The following is a 13533-nucleotide window of genomic DNA, read 5'->3' on the forward strand; positions in this document are numbered from 1 at the left end:
GTGGTTGTCGGGGGCGGGGGGGCGCCGGTGGACGTCGGGGCATGGCAGTGGTCGTCAGGGCCGGAGGGCGGCGCCGGTGGTCGTCGGGGCATGGCGGTGGTCGTTGGGGCCTGAGGACGGCATCTGCGGTCCTCGGTGCATGGCAGTGGTCGTCGGCGGTTGTCGACACCTGAAGGTGTCATCACAGACCGTGACGTTTGTCAGTACCGACTGCGAACTGCCCCGCCTACGCTCTGAATCATGATCCGATTCCGCCGCAGTGCCATCGGCCTGCTTCTCGCCCTCGCGCTCCCCTTACCCCTCGCCGCCGGCGACTCCGCCTTCGCAGCCCCCTCTCCCCGCGCCGCCCATGGCTCCCCCGTGGTCCCCGCGGCCTCCCTCGCGATCCCGGCAGCCTCCCTCGCTGTCTCGGCGCCCTCCCCCACTCTCGCGGCAGAGACCCGCGGAGGTCCCGCAGCCCACTCCGCCCCGCTCGAACTCCCCCGCCCCACGGGGCCGTACGCCGTCGGACGCGACACGCTCCACCTCACCGACGCACAACGCCGGGACCCTTGGGTGCCGTCCGCGGGCGCACGGGAGCTGATGGCGACGATGTACTACCCGGCCCGCCCCGGCACCGGCGGCGCCCCCACGTCCTACATGACCACCGAAGAGGCCCAACTCCTGCTGAAGGGCAGCGAACTCGCGGACGTGCTGCCGGCCGAGCAGCTCGCCGGTACCCGGACCCACGCCCGCACCGGCGCCCGGGCCGTCGGCGGTCACCACCCGCTGGTGGTGCTCTCCCCGGGCTTCGCCCTCCACCGCGCGACGCTCTCCCTGCTCTCCGAGGAGCTGGCCTCCCGCGGCTATGTCGTCGCACTCCTCGACCACGCCTACGAATCCCTCGGCACCGCCTTCCCCGGAGGCCGCACCCTCACCTGCGTCGCCTGCGACACGGTGAAGGACGCTCCCAAGGATGACCAACTGGCGCTGATGGCCAAGGTCGCCACCGGCCGCGCCGCCGACATCTCCTTCGTCATCGACACCCTGACGGCCGCGCCGCACGGCCCGCACGGCCCGGCCCGGCGGTACTCGTCGATGATCGACCCGAAGCGGACAGGCGTCGCCGGACATTCCATCGGCGGCAACAGCGCGGCCACCGCCATGGCGGCCGACCGCCGCATCCGCGCGGGGATCAACATGGACGGCGGCTTCTCCGCCCCGGTCCCGCCCTCCGGGCTCAACGGGCGGCCGTTCCTGATGCTCGGCAACCTGAGCGGCCATGCGCCGGACGGCAAGGAAGGCAGCTGGCTGCCCAACTGGCGTCGGCTGGACGGCTGGAAGCGCTGGCTCACGGTCCGCGATGCCGGGCACTTCACCTTCATCGATCTGCCGGTCCTGGGCGCCCAGCTCGGCATCCCCGACCCCACCGCGCCGATCCCCGGCAAGCGCGCCGGCGAGATCACCCGGACCTATGCCGGTGCCTTCTTCGACCAGCAGCTGCGCGGCATACCGCAGCCCGTCCTGGACGGCCCGTCCGCCGCCAACCCCGAGGTCGTCTTCCACACCCCCTGACCACAAAGGCAGGAGGGGAAGCGGACACCCCGCTCCCCCTCCTGCTCCTCGCCGGTCCGCTACCGCTCGCCCTCGAGGACCTTGTCCAGAAAGACGTCCAGGTTCCGCACCGTACGAGCGATCCGCTCCTCCAGCGGCAGCGTCTCCTCGTGCCGCCCGGCGAGCTGGGACTTCTTGCGGCCCCGTACGTAGAGGGAGCAGGCGAGATCGGCACACAGATACGTCCCGACCGTGTTCCCCTGCCGCCCCAAGGGACCGGCCCGACGCGCGGCGAGCAGGCTGACGCCGGAGCCCGGATGCCCGGTCACACAGACCGAGCACACCGTCGTCTTCGTGAAACTCCGTCGGACGCCCTGCGGCACCCGCAATGTCACCCCGATGATCCCTTCGCCCCGCGGCGCCACCAGGTAACTCCGGTCCGGCGCCCCGGGATCACGCCACCCCAGAAAATCCAGGTCCCCCCAAGGAAGTTCGGCCAGCCCCACGGGCAGATGCATCCTGCTCGCTTCGCCCTTCGAACAATTGACGAAGGAGGCACGTATCGCTTTTTCACCTACGGGGTCCATGACCTGGGAAGTTAACAGCGCCCCGGCGCCACGTCTTCTCATTTTCTCCCCGCGAGGGAGGGGCGGGGCGCTGTCCCGGCTCAGCCCCAGCTCTGACCACCGGCGCTCTTGCGGCGACGGGATGCCAGGACGATGGCGACGACGGCTCCGACGACCACCAGGACACCGACGCCGATGCCGCCGTAGAGCAGGGCCCGGTTCATGATCTCCTTGCCGCCGACCGGCGGGTCGGCGTCGGGCGCGCCGGCATCCAGCTGCGATGACGCCTTGCCCTTCGGCATCGGCAGCGGGCCCTCCTTGGAGCCCTCGGGGATGTCCTTCCGCAAGGCGGGGCCGGGCTGGATGAAGCCGTAGCCGTAGTGCGCGTCCGGGAGCTTGAGGCCCTTCTGGTCCTTGGGCAGGCCGGCCGTCTTCACCAGCCGGTTGGCGATCTGGCCGGGAGTGAGGTCGGGATACTTTTCCTTGAGGAGGGCGACTGTGCCGGAGACGTAGGCGGTGGAGCCCGAGTTTCCGTTTTCAGTGTGGTAGCTCGAGTCGCTCCTGCCCGTCGCGGCGGGGATCTTCACCCCGGGCGCGAGCAAGTCCATGTCGGAGTTGTAGTTGTTGAACTCAGCCGATTTGCCGTATTCATCGACCGCACCGACACCGATCACACCCGGGCAGGCCACCGGATAATTCTTGTCGGTCGCAGCCTCGTTACCCATACCGGCCACCACCACGGCGCCCTTGGAAATGGCGTAGTGGATGGATTCGCAGGTGTCAGCCGAACGACCCTCGGTGTATGACATATTGATGACGTCAGCACCGTGGTCGGCGGCCCAGCGTGTGGCCAGCCCGGTGTTCTTGTACTCCGGCACGGGAAGGATCTTTGCTTCCGGCGCCAGCCCCTTGACACCTTCGGAGCCCCCCGGGCCGTGGCCGTGGCCCGCGATGATCGCCGCCATGCCAGTACCGTGGTCGAGGACGTTCTCACCCGGCTTGAGGTGTTTGGCCCCCTCCTCCTGAGTCGCCTTCCCGAAATCCGGCCCGGGAAGGAACTGTCCCTTCAGGTCTTGGTGGGTCTCCCGAAAGCCGTTGTCAAGGACGGCCACCGTCACGCCCTTGCCGGTGGCCTCCTTCCACAGCTGTTCAGCCCCGAACGCCTCCAACGGCCAGAGATCCTTGCGCGTTTGGTCTGCGGAGGCGGTACCGCTCGCGGTGATGAGCAGCGCGCCGGTCAGCGCGGCACCCACCGTCACGCGCAGTCCTCGGGTGACCCTCATGCTTGGCTCCTTCTCGCTGTGCTGTCCGGGCGGCAGTGTTCCATCCAAAGAGAAGCCCCGCACCCTCGGGTGCGGGGCCGCTCCTTACCGGCCGCCGTAAGGCGGTGGCGGTGTCCTACTCGATGACGCGGGGCGCCACATTGCGTTGCGACATCCACGTCTCCTCGTCCTCGACCAGGTAGTCGGGGCGCTGACCAGTGGTGCGCTCCTTCTCCTTCTTGTCCTTGCCCTTGGCTCCGGCCGCACCCATGCCCGCCTGCTGGCCGCCACGGCTGCGATGCAGACCCGAACCGCCCTGCTTGGCTCCTCCGGCGGGACCACCCGGCTTGCCGACCGTGCCGCCACGCGTACGCGCCTGCGCACCGCTGCGTCCGGCCGCGCCGGCCTTGCCACCCTTGGCGCCGCCTGCGCCGCCCGCGCCCGGCATGCCTCCGCGCATACCTCCGGCGCCGGCCGCACCTCGCCCGCCGCCGGACCGCATGCCGCCCCCGGGCATGCCGATGGGAAGCGGCATCGCGCCGCCCGCACCGCCGCCCGAGCCGCCGACCACGCCATGTCCGCCACCGGACAGACCACCGCTGTGTCCACCGGAAACCGAGGGCGGGGCCATGGTGCCGCCCTGCAGGCTGTCGAGCCCTGTGTGGACCGGGAGGTCCGGCCGGCTGACCTTGGGGCCGTCGAATCCGGGCGGCACCGCTCCACCGCCCGCGCCATGGGGGTGGTGCGGTGTGACCGACGACGGATCCGGGTGGTACCTGTCGCCCGGGTCAGGCATCCGTACCGGCGGCGGGTGCGGGCCGCTGCCCGGCTCCTTCGGCCAATCGCCATGAAGGCCGTCGTCACCGTCATCGCCCCAGATATCGGCGCGTCCCGAGTAATGGTTCGCCAGCTCGTCCATCACGACGACCGCCTCGACCTGACGCTCCTTGCTCAGGGACAGCTTGTCCCGGTTGAGCTCCAGCGCCTGGCGGGCGTCCATCTTCGGGTTCGCCATGTCCCGGTGGAACTGGGCGTCGTCGCCACTGTCGTCCGTGAGACTGTCCCACTTCCCCGGGTCGTGGATCTTCGACATGGCCTCCATGGCCTGGCGAAGGTTGTGGGCGAGACCGACCTGCGGGCCCGACTCACGCGAGCCGATCAGCGATGCCTCGGCCTTCCGGGCATGCCGGTACGTCCGGTCGATCTTGCCGAGCACCTTGACGGCTTCCTTGCGGAACGCGTCGGCCGCCGAGCCCTCCCAGTGGGCCGTCGCGTGATCGACGGCATCCATGAACTTCTTACGGATGCCGCCGTGCCCGTCCTGTCCGCCGAGCAGATCCGCGGACTTGCGCCAGTGGTCGCCGGCCGTCTCCAGCGTTTCCGGCTTGGCGTTCTCGATCATCTTGCGGAGCGCGTTGATGCCGTGGTGGTGGAAGTCGGAAGGGGAGTGCGGGGTCAAGCGCTCGCCTTGGAACGACTTCAGCTTGCTGTCCCGCTCCGCCTCCTTCCGCTGCCTCTCGCTCGTCTCGGCGCTCTCGCGCTCCTCCATGGCGCTAACCACAACGGCCCCCCTTCATCGTCATCCCTCTCGTCCTCATCCCTGCGCCGCCGTGGAGGTCAGCCGTTCATCGAGACCTTGGTCTCGTGCTCCTGGTCCTCGTAGGCACCGCGGCTCGCCTCTGTCTTCTCGCCGAACTCATGGGTGAGGTCGTGGAGTGCCTTGACGACGTCCTTCAGATACGTCTGCATGCGGTCATGGGCGTGGGAGACTTCCTCCGCTTCGCCGAAGTTGATGCCGAAAGCCGACTTCGGGACGTTCGTGCCGTACTCGACCTTCTGGCTGGTTTCCGCCATATCGCCCTGAAGGTGCCTGAGTTGACGTACGACGCCATCCAGCTCGTCGAGATCAACCTTGAAGTGCTTGCCCATGACCACTCTCCCCGTTATGCGCACACCCGGCCGGACCCGCCACCCCACTCGCGCCGACTGTTCCGGCGCCGCCACGGCGACGGCCGACGGGCAGCGTAAAGTCAATAAAGGTTAAGGAGTTGGCGAGCAAAATAGCAAGATCGTAAGTCATGATCTGTCCGATTCCGGGCGGAATGCGACCGCACTTTGTGGACAGTCCGTTATCCAATTCCCGAACGGCAGCCGACTCCCGTTCCGGATCGCCCTTCTGACGCCCCCGGGGGCCACCGAACTATGCCCGCTTCGAGGCAAGTTCGACGACCGTGACATCCGGCGGAGCCCCCAGCCGTACCGGCGGGCCCCAGGCGCCTGCGCCGCGGGTGACGTAGAGCTGGGTGTCGCCGTAGCGCTCCAGGCCGGCGACGGTGGGGTTGGTGGCGGCGGCGATGTAGGTGAAGGGCCACATCTGGCCGCCGTGGGTATGGCCGGAGAGCTGGAGGTCGACGCCGAACCGGACCGTGTCGTGGATGGTGACCGGCTGGTGGGCCATCAGGACGACGGCGCGGGACGGGTCCCGGCCGCTCAGGGTCAGGTCGTAGTCCGGGCCCGCGTGTTCGGTCTGGCCCGTGACGTCGTTGACGCCGGCGAGGTCGAAGCCGGGGAGTTCGGTGCGGGCGTTCTCCAGCGGGTGGATGCCCAACTCCCTTACGTGGTCGACCCAGGAGTCGGCGCCCGAGTAGTACTCGTGGTTGCCGGTGACGAAGTAGGCGCCGTGCCGGGAGCGCAGGCCGCGCAGCGGTTCGGCGGCCGGGGCGAGGTCGGCGACGCTTCCGTCGACCAGGTCGCCGACGATGGCCACCAGGTCGGGGTCGGTGCGGTTGATGGTCTCGACGACCCGCCGGGTGTGGGCGCGGCCGAGGATCGGGCCCAGGTGGATATCGCTGACGACGGCGATCCGGAAGCCGTGGGCGGCGCGCGGCAGTTTGGCCAGGGGCACGGTGACGCGCTTCACGACCGGACCTCGGAGGGTGGTCGCGGTGCCGTAGCCGACGGCGGCCGTGGCGGCGAGGGAGGCGCCGGCGGCGACCGCCCGGGCGAGGAAGAGCCGGCGGGGCGGCACGGCGAGCGGCGGCAGGGCGGAGGTGTGGGGCGGGAGGAGCGTGGGCGCCGAGGAGGGGGCCGGGGGGCGGGGCGGGTCCGAGGAGGGTGCGGGGGCCTGGGCCGGGGACGCGGACGCGGACGTCGGCGTCCCGGCGGCCGGCGATCTCCCCTCGGGCGAGGGCGTCCCGGCGGCCGGTGACCTCCCGTCGCCCGACGGCGTCCCGGCGGCCGGCGATCTCTCCTCGCCCGACGTCGTCCCGGCGCCTGGTGACCTCCCGTCGCGCGACGGCGTCCCGGCGGCCGGCGGTGGCGCTCCGTCCGGTTCGCGGTCGCGGAGTACCCGGAGACCCACCGCTCGGACCACCTCGCCCACCAGCAGCGCCAGTGTGAGATAGAGCACCAGGGCCAGCCAGAGGTAGCCGGGCCAGGCCAGTACCTGCTGGAGGGGGAAGGGGGCGCCGGCCCGGCCGGCCAGCAGGGCGGCGAGGGCGGTCAGGGGGAGGACGAAGGCGGCGGCGGTGCCCGCACGGCGCGGCCGGCCGCCGGGCGTGGTGGTGTCGCGGACGAGCCGGCACCACAGGTAGCGGTGCACGCCGAAGAACAGTCCGAGGACCGGGACCACGATCAGGGCGAAGATCACGGCGTCTCCCCGTGCCCGTGGTTCAGGAGGCGGACGAGGAGGGGGCGGTGGGCCGGTCGGACGTGTCGTGTGCGGCCTCGCGGCGCAGGGCCCGTACGCCACGGAACCCGATCACGCCGATCACCGTCCCCAAGAGAAAGGAAGCCACCGCGAGCAGCAGATGGACCCAGAAGTAGGCAGTCGGGTCACCGGCAGCGTCGAAGGCGAGACCGCTCCCGTCCTTCGAGAGGTTTTTGACGAAAGTGATCCAGATGAACCAGCTCCACACCCCGAAGGCGAGCAGGAACCAGGACACGGGGCGAGAGAGCTTCATACATCCCAGTATGGGCAGCGGCTCCATCCGGCGGTCGGCAGGGGCACTCTTCCGTGGGGTGCTGTCGGCGCCCGGGGCAAAGGCGGGTACGTTCACCGACGTGCCGACGACCTTCTGTGCTTCCACGGCTTCCACCGACCCGGCCGCCCCGGCCGCATCGGCTGACCCGGCCGCCTCGACCGCCCCGACCGCGCCCGGCCCCGCGGCGCGCACCGGCTTTCCCCTGCGCACCGCCGCCGCGCTGGCCGCCTCCGGGCTGCTGGCCTCCCCGCTGCTGGCCGGCACCGCACACGCCGATCCCAAGGCCCCCGCGCCGCCGTCGAAGATGTCGCAGATCGGCGGGGACCGGCTGGGCACGCCCGGCGTCCAGGTGGCGCCGAAGCCCGGCGCCCCGAAGCTGCCGGGTCCCGACCAGCTCACCGCGCGCTCGTGGATCGTGTCCGACGCCGCGTCCGGCAAGGTGCTGGCCGCCAAGAACCCGCACTGGCGGCTGGCGCCCGCCAGCACGCTGAAGATGCTGTTCGCCGACACGGTGCTGCCGAAGTTCCCCAAGGACCAGAAGCACACGGTCAAGCCCGCCGACCTGGCGGGGATGGGCGCCGGCAGCAGCCTCGTGGGGATAAAGGAGAACCTGAGCTATACGGTCCACGACCTGTGGCTGGGTGTCTTCCTGCGGTCCGGCAACGACGCGGTGCACACGCTCTCGGCGATGAACGGCGGCACGAAGGCCACCGTCGCGCAGATGCAGCAGCACGCGAAGGAACTCAACGCCAACGACACCCATGTGGTGACCCCGGACGGCTATGACGCGCCGGGTCAGGTCTCCAGCGCGTACGACCTGAGCCTGTTCGCCCGGTCGGGGCTGCAGAACGCCGACTTCCGCGAGTACTGCTCGACGGCCAGTGCGCAGTTCCCCGGCGAGGAGGCCAAGGGCGGCAAGCGCGCGTCGTTCGGCATCCAGAACACCAACCGGCTGCTCAGCGGCGATTACGACATCAAGCCGTACCCGGGCATCGCGGGGGTGAAGAACGGCTCGACGACCAACGCGGGGTCGACCTTCACCGGTGTCGCCCAGCGCGGCGGCCGCAAGCTCCTCGTCACGGTCATGAACCCGCAGAAGAAGGAGCACAACGAGGCCTACCGGGAGGCCGCCAAGCTCTTCGACTGGGGCTTCGCGGCGGCCGACAAGGTCGAGCCGGTCGGCCGGCTCGTCGGCCCGCGGAGCGAGGACGACGGCACCGGCGCCGTGAGCGCCAAGGGCAAGGGCAAGGACGCGGACAAGAGCACCCAGGCCGCCCTGAACAGCACCGGCGGCGCGGGCGCCTGGACCGCGGTGGGCATCGGCAGCGCGGTGCTGGCGCTGCTGGGCGTCGTGGCGTTCGCCGTGCACCGACGCCGGACGCTGCCCGAGCGGATGCGGGGGCGTGAGCCCCGGAAGTGAGCCGGGGGTGAGCCGGGGGGTGAGTCGAGAGGGCGAGCTGGGGGTGACCCGGGGGCGGCAGCGGGCGAGGGCCATCCGCGGATGGTGCGCGGATGGCGCGAAGACGGACGGCGTCAGGCCGCCCGCGGCCGCCCCGGCTCCTCCGGCCGCCCAGGCCCCTCCGGCCGCGCCGGTTCCTCCCGCCCCTCCGGCCCGTCCGGCACCTCCCGTCCTTCCGGCCGCTCCGGCCCGTCCGGCTCCTTGAGCTCGTGGTCCTCGGCGTGCTCCTCCCCCTCCGTGGCCGTCCAGGAAGCGCAGTAGACCAGCAGCTTCGCGGTGAAGTTGATCCACAGCAGGAGCGCGATGGGGGTGCCGAAGGCGCCGTACATGCTCCGCGAGGCGACGCCCTGGAGATAGCCGCTGAGCAGCAGCTTCAGGAGTTCGAAGCCGATCGCGCCGAGGAGGCCGGCGATCACGACGGCGCGGCGCGGCGGATGGACGCCGGGGAGCCTGGTCAGTATGTAGGCGAGCAGCAGGAAGTCCGCGAGGACGGCGATGACGAATCCGGCGACCGAGAGCAGGACGCTGCCGATGCCGTTCTCCGGAAGGCCGGTCGCCTCGGCCACCTTGCCCACCGCGGCGGAGGCGAAGGTCGAGCAGGCCAGGGAGAGCACGGCGACCCCGCCGACCCCGAGCAGCAGGACGCCGTCCCGGAGCTTGCCGAGGAAGAAGTTGGTCTTCTCGTTGTCCTTCTCCCATACGGCACGCAGACAGTCGCGCAGCGACTCGACCCAGCCGATGCCGGTGAGCAGCAGCGCGGCGCCGGCGACCAGGCCGATGGTGGTGGCGTTGTCGACGAGTGCGGCGATGTCGAGCTGCCCCGAGATGCCGGGGAGCTGCTCGGCGATCTTGCCTTCCAGCGCGTGCAGCCGGTCGTCGCTGAGCAGCGCGGCGCCGATCGCGGCGGCGACGGTGAGCAGCGGGAAGAGCGCGACGAAGCTGGTGAAGGTGATCGCGGCGGCGAGCCGGGTCCAGTGCACCCGGAGCATCCGTTCGTAGGCACGCCAGAGGTGCGTGGTCATCAGCCAGCTGACGGCCGGTCCGATCACCGGCAGTTTGCTCAACCAGTCCATGGCGTTCCCCTCGTGCGGTCCAAGGCGTCCGTTGCCCTCGTGCCCTTCTGCCCGCCGGTCTGTGCAGGATGTTAGGCAGGCTGCCCGGACCGATTCTCAAGACGCGCCCTAGCCGTCCCGGCCTGCGGGTACGGGGGCGCCCTGCGCCGGAGGAGAGCGGCGCGGAGGAGGGGCGTACGGCGGAACGGGCCGCGTGCGGCGGGACCGCCCGCTACCGCTCTACGGGCGGGCGGCGGCGATCAGCAGGACGGCGCCGGCGGCCGGGAGAGGTCGACGGCCTGGCGCGGGACACCGGCCGTCTGCGGGCCGAAGGGGTACTCCCGCTCCAGCCGCCACACCGCGTCCGGTCCCTGCTCGTAGAGCGCGAAACCGCTTATCGTCCAGGTCGCGCAGAAGTCCCGGAGCCCGGCCTGGGCGCGGTCCATGGACTCCTCGTCGATGCCGTGGGCGACCGTCACATGCGGGTGGTACGGGAACTGCAGCTCCCGCGCGCAGGGGCCGGAGGCGGCGCGGATCCGGGCCTGGAGGGCCGTGCAGCCCGCCACGCCCTCGGTGACCTTGACGTAGACGACCGGGGAGAGCGGCCGGAAGGTGCCGGTGCCCTCCAGGCGCAGCGGGAAGGGGCGGCAGCCGGCCGCGACGTCGGCGAGGTGGCGTTCGATGGCGGGCAGCGCCTCGGCGCGGACCTCCGTCGGCGGGAGGAGGGTGATATGCGTGGGGATGCCGGGTGCGGCGGGGTCCCCGAAGCCTTCGCGCTTCCTCTGGAGGAAGACGCCGTACGGCTCCGGGACCGCGATCGAAACGCCCAGCGTTACGGTCCCCACTGCGTTCTCCCTCCTGACGTGTGTGCGGCGTGCTCGCGCACCCTCTTAGTGTGCCGGGTGCGCGCCCTTCGCGGGGAGCGTCCTCGGTCGTCTTGTGAGCAGGGACAGGAGCCCCCAGGTATCAGGGGCACCGGCTCCTGCGGTCCGCGCGGCCCGGAGCGGCCCGCCGTACGGGTGCTCCGGGCCGTGCGCGGACGGTCCCGTCAGTGCTTGGCCGGCAGCAATCCGAGCCGGTCATAGGTGGTGGCGAGGGTCTCGGCGGCCACCGCGCGGGCCTTCTCCGCACCCTTGGCGAGGAGGGCGTCCAACGTCTCGGGGTCGTCGAGGTATTCCTGCGTACGGTTGCGGAACGGTGTGACGAAATCGACCATCACCTCGGCGAGATCCGTCTTGAGTGCGCCGTACATCTTGCCCTCGTACGACGTCTCCAGGTCCGGCACGGAGGTGCCGGTGAGCGTGGAGAGGATCGTCAGGAGGTTGCTGACGCCGGGCTTGGCCTCGCGGTCGAAACGGATGACCGTGTCGGTGTCGGTCACCGCGCTCTTGACCTTCTTCGCGGTGACCTTGGGGTCGTCGAGGAGGTCGACGATGCCCTTGGGCGAGGAGGCGGACTTGCTCATCTTGACCGACGGGTCCTGAAGATCGAAGATCTTCGCCGTCTCCTTGACGATGTGCGCGTTCGGGATCGTGAAGGTGTCGCCGAAGCGGGTGTTGAAGCGGTCCGCGAGGTCGCGGGTCAGCTCCAGGTGCTGGCGCTGGTCCTCGCCGACCGGGACCTGGTCGGCCTGGTAGAGGAGGATGTCGGCGACCATCAGCACGGGGTAGGTGAACAGGCCCACCGTCGTGCTGTCCGCGCCCTGCTTGGCCGACTTGTCCTTGAACTGGGTCATCCGCGACGCCTCGCCGAAGCCGGTCACGCAGTTCATGACCCAGCCGAGCTGGGCGTGCTCGGGCACATGGCTCTGGACGAAGAGGGTGCAGCGCTCCGGGTCGAGGCCCGCGGCCAGCAGCTGGGCGGCCGCGATCCGGGTGTTGCGGCGCAGCTCCGCCGGGTCCTGCGGGACCGTGATCGCGTGCAGGTCGACCACCATGTAGAAGGCATCGTGGGACTCCTGCATCGCCACCCACTGGCGTACCGCGCCGAGGTAGTTGCCGAGGTGGAAGGAGCCGGCGGTGGGCTGGATACCGGAGAGCACACGCGGACGATGCTGCATGGCGGAGCCATTCCCCTGAGCGTGGTGGTGGGCGACGGACGGGCGATCGAGAGCCATGCCACCGATTGTCTCAGGTCCGCCAGGGGACGGAGGCGCATGGTGGCGCAAGCGGCGACGCGGCCGTGGTTCCGCCGCACGGAAGGCCCTCGGGCGGTGCGGGAGCGGCCCTGGGGCGGCCCGGCGGCGGCCTGTTCGGGGCGGTGGGGAGCTGGAATCGTGGGCCGTGAAGTCGTGGCCCGCGCCGTGCGGGCCTGTGCACGCCCCGGATCTTCCGCCCCGATCTGTGAGGACCGCCGATGACCGACGCCCCCCGCCCCGTGCCCCCGTCCGGCGCCGCCGCCTGCCCCGCACGATCCGACCGGGCGCCGCACCGGCTCGGCCCCGGCGGCGCCGGCCGGGCCGCGGCCGATGCGCAGCTGCGGGCGGAGGGGGCGGTGGTCCCCGTCCTGCTGCCCGGGGAGGTGCCCGCGGTCGCCGTCACCCGCCACGAGGCGCTGCGCGAGGTGCTCGCCCACCCCGAAGTCGCCAAGAACGCCCGCCACTTCACCGCCCTGCACGACGGCACCGTGCCGCCCGGCTGGCCGCTGACCATCTTCGCCACCGTCGACGGGATGACCACGGCCGACGGGGCCGACCACCGGCGGCTGCGCGGCCTGGTGACCCAGGTGTTCACCGCGCGGCGGGTGGCGGCGCTGCGGCCCCGGGTGGTGGAGCTGACGGCCGGACTGCTGGACGGGCTGCCCGCGGCCGCCGCGGCCGACGGCACGGTGGATCTGCGCCGGCACTTCGCCTATCCGCTGCCGATGGGGGTGATCTGCGAACTGCTGGGTGTGGACGCCGCGTTGCGCGACCGGCTGCACGAGCTGTCGAACCTGATCGTGGGCGCGAACGGCACCGCGGCCGAGGTGCTGTCCGCCAACCGTGAGATCACCGCGCTCCTCACCGCCGTCGCCGAGGCCCGGCGGGCGGACCCGGGCGACGATCTGACCAGCGCGCTGCTCGCCGCCCAGGAGGAGGACGGCGGCCGGCTGAGCGCCCGGGAACTGGTCGGCACCCTGCTGCTGATGATCGTTGCCGGGCACGAGACCACGCTCAACCTGATCACCAACGCGGTCCGGGCCCTGTGCACCGACCGCGGGCAACTGGAGCTGGTGCGGAACGGGCGGGCCACCTGGGACGACGTGGTCGAGGAGACGCTGCGCTACGACAGTCCCGTCACCCACTTCCCGTTCCGCTACCCGGTCCGGGACCTGGAGATCGGCGGCACGCTCGTCCCGCGCGGCACACCGATGCTGGCCTCGTACTCCGCGGCCGGCCGGGACCCGGACGCCCACGGCCCCGACGCGGACCGGTTCGACGTCACCCGGCGGCCAGCCGCCCGGCACCTCTCCTTCGGCCACGGGCCGCACTACTGTCTGGGCGCGCCGCTGGCCCGGCTGGAGGCGACCGTCGCCCTGGAGGCGCTCTTCGCCCGCTATCCGGGGCTGGACCTCGCCGTCCCGGACCCGGAGCTGCCGCCGCACCCGAGCTTCATCGGCAACAGCACCCATGTCCTGCCGGTCCGGCTCACCGGCTGCGTCACGGGCCGGTGAGCCGGGCGGGGGGCCGGGGGCGCGGCG

The 13533-nt window shown here is 71.4% G+C and carries 12 protein-coding genes; 3 read left to right on the top strand and 9 right to left on the bottom strand.

Translation table 11 applies throughout. The features are described from left to right. Positions 1 to 240 precede the first annotated feature (240 nt). Entirely contained in the window at positions 241 to 1554 is a 1314-nt protein-coding gene (locus Scani_RS06440) for an alpha/beta hydrolase (RefSeq protein ID WP_159470850.1), read from the top strand. Between the two features lie 59 nt (positions 1555 to 1613). Here Scani_RS06440 and Scani_RS06445 read toward each other — a convergent pair whose 3' ends face one another. From Scani_RS06445 to Scani_RS06470, 6 genes are all read right to left on the bottom strand, one after another. Continuing rightward, positions 1614 to 2120, bottom strand: coding sequence for an FBP domain-containing protein (locus Scani_RS06445; RefSeq protein ID WP_159470852.1), 507 nt, complete (start codon positions 2118 to 2120; stop codon positions 1614 to 1616). An 80-nt stretch (positions 2121 to 2200) separates the two neighbouring features. After that, a complete protein-coding gene (locus tag Scani_RS06450) occupies positions 2201 to 3382 on the bottom strand; it encodes a S8 family peptidase (RefSeq protein ID WP_159470854.1) in 1182 nt (393 codons plus the stop codon). A gap of 115 nt (positions 3383 to 3497) precedes the next feature. After that, positions 3498 to 4910 carry a hypothetical protein gene (locus Scani_RS41660; protein ID WP_281391869.1) on the bottom strand — a complete coding sequence of 471 codons (1413 nt, stop codon included), beginning with the start codon at positions 4908 to 4910 and terminating at the stop codon, positions 3498 to 3500. 68 nt (positions 4911 to 4978) lie between these two features. Continuing rightward, positions 4979 to 5290, bottom strand: a complete 312-nt coding sequence (locus Scani_RS06460; protein ID WP_159470858.1) for a hypothetical protein — start codon at positions 5288 to 5290, stop codon at positions 4979 to 4981. 271 nt (positions 5291 to 5561) lie between these two features. Beyond that, positions 5562 to 7010, bottom strand: a complete 1449-nt coding sequence (locus Scani_RS06465; protein ID WP_159470860.1) for a metallophosphoesterase — start codon at positions 7008 to 7010, stop codon at positions 5562 to 5564. Between the two features lie 22 nt (positions 7011 to 7032). Beyond that, a complete protein-coding gene (locus Scani_RS06470) occupies positions 7033 to 7323 on the bottom strand; it encodes an SCO4848 family membrane protein (RefSeq protein ID WP_159470862.1) in 291 nt (96 codons plus the stop codon). A gap of 10 nt (positions 7324 to 7333) precedes the next feature. On the opposite strand from Scani_RS06470, the gene Scani_RS06475 reads away from it, so the two are divergent. Further along, on the top strand, positions 7334 to 8764 hold the full coding sequence (locus Scani_RS06475) for a D-alanyl-D-alanine carboxypeptidase family protein (protein WP_246295515.1): 1431 nt from the start codon (positions 7334 to 7336) through the stop codon (positions 8762 to 8764). A 113-nt stretch (positions 8765 to 8877) separates the two neighbouring features. Here the strand turns inward: Scani_RS06475 and Scani_RS06480 are convergent, their stop codons facing one another. From Scani_RS06480 to trpS, 3 genes are all read right to left on the bottom strand, one after another. Next, on the bottom strand, positions 8878 to 9876 hold the full coding sequence (locus Scani_RS06480) for a YihY/virulence factor BrkB family protein (RefSeq protein WP_159470867.1): 999 nt from the start codon (positions 9874 to 9876) through the stop codon (positions 8878 to 8880). A 239-nt stretch (positions 9877 to 10115) separates the two neighbouring features. Further along, positions 10116 to 10700, bottom strand: a complete 585-nt coding sequence (locus tag Scani_RS06485; protein WP_159470869.1) for a 2'-5' RNA ligase family protein — start codon at positions 10698 to 10700, stop codon at positions 10116 to 10118. Between the two features lie 203 nt (positions 10701 to 10903). Next, the gene (gene trpS, locus Scani_RS06490) at positions 10904 to 11914 is read right to left on the bottom strand and encodes a tryptophan--tRNA ligase (protein WP_159471805.1); all 1011 of its coding nucleotides are present in this window, start codon (positions 11912 to 11914) and stop codon (positions 10904 to 10906) included. A 296-nt stretch (positions 11915 to 12210) separates the two neighbouring features. On the opposite strand from trpS, the gene Scani_RS06495 reads away from it, so the two are divergent. After that, positions 12211 to 13506, top strand: a complete 1296-nt coding sequence (locus Scani_RS06495) for a cytochrome P450 family protein (RefSeq protein ID WP_159470881.1) — start codon at positions 12211 to 12213, stop codon at positions 13504 to 13506. Positions 13507 to 13533 lie beyond the last annotated feature (27 nt).

Origin of the sequence: Streptomyces caniferus (assembly GCF_009811555.1) — a bacterium.
Classification (GTDB): Bacteria; Actinomycetota; Actinomycetes; order Streptomycetales; family Streptomycetaceae; genus Streptomyces; species Streptomyces caniferus.

Excerpts from the sequence above, each read along its gene's own strand:
- Scani_RS06440 (WP_159470850.1), top strand. The coding sequence starts at position 241 with ATGATCCGATTCCGCCGCAGTGCCATCGGCCTGCTTCTCGCCCTCGCG.
- Scani_RS06445 (WP_159470852.1), bottom strand. The coding sequence starts at position 2,120 with ATGGACCCCGTAGGTGAAAAAGCGATACGTGCCTCCTTCGTCAATTGT.
- Scani_RS06450 (WP_159470854.1), bottom strand. The coding sequence starts at position 3,382 with ATGAGGGTCACCCGAGGACTGCGCGTGACGGTGGGTGCCGCGCTGACC.
- Scani_RS41660 (WP_281391869.1), bottom strand. The coding sequence starts at position 4,910 with ATGGAGGAGCGCGAGAGCGCCGAGACGAGCGAGAGGCAGCGGAAGGAG.
- Scani_RS06460 (WP_159470858.1), bottom strand. The coding sequence starts at position 5,290 with ATGGGCAAGCACTTCAAGGTTGATCTCGACGAGCTGGATGGCGTCGTA.
- Scani_RS06470 (WP_159470862.1), bottom strand. The coding sequence starts at position 7,323 with ATGAAGCTCTCTCGCCCCGTGTCCTGGTTCCTGCTCGCCTTCGGGGTG.
- Scani_RS06475 (WP_246295515.1), top strand. The coding sequence starts at position 7,334 with ATGGGCAGCGGCTCCATCCGGCGGTCGGCAGGGGCACTCTTCCGTGGG.
- Scani_RS06480 (WP_159470867.1), bottom strand. The coding sequence starts at position 9,876 with ATGGACTGGTTGAGCAAACTGCCGGTGATCGGACCGGCCGTCAGCTGG.
- trpS (WP_159471805.1), bottom strand. The coding sequence starts at position 11,914 with ATGCAGCATCGTCCGCGTGTGCTCTCCGGTATCCAGCCCACCGCCGGC.
- Scani_RS06495 (WP_159470881.1), top strand. The coding sequence starts at position 12,211 with ATGACCGACGCCCCCCGCCCCGTGCCCCCGTCCGGCGCCGCCGCCTGC.